The sequence below is a fragment of the Gilvimarinus sp. 1_MG-2023 genome, assembly GCF_030548285.1.
This window is the reverse complement of record NZ_JAUOSC010001523.1, coordinates 1-244: the sequence shown is the minus strand read 5'-3', so window position 1 is coordinate 244 and position 244 is coordinate 1. Positions and strand designations below refer to the sequence as shown.

Annotated in this window: 1 protein-coding gene; it reads left to right on the top strand. The window is 61.9% G+C overall.

Annotated elements, in window-relative coordinates:
• Nucleotides 1-12: 12 nt before the first annotated feature.
• Nucleotides 13-244 (top strand): hypothetical protein (locus Q4563_RS21920; protein WP_303606042.1); only part of this gene is annotated, 232 nt, incomplete at its 3' end.

Here is a 244-nt window from a genome sequence, read left to right as displayed (position 1 = left end):
GGGCTGATCTTTGTGAATGAAACCGATCAGGGCTTGTACCTGGTTACGCTGACCGGGGATTTGCAGGCTGTGCCGGTTCCGCAGCGGTTGTTTGTGCAGCCGGGCTGCCGCTATGGCGACCTGGTGTGGGATGAGCTTCACCAGCGGGTGCTGGCGGTTGAGGAGGCGCATTCGAGCACCACGCAAGAACCGGTCAATCGTCTGGTGGCGCTGGCATTGGTCACGCTGCCGGGTCAGCCAGTAC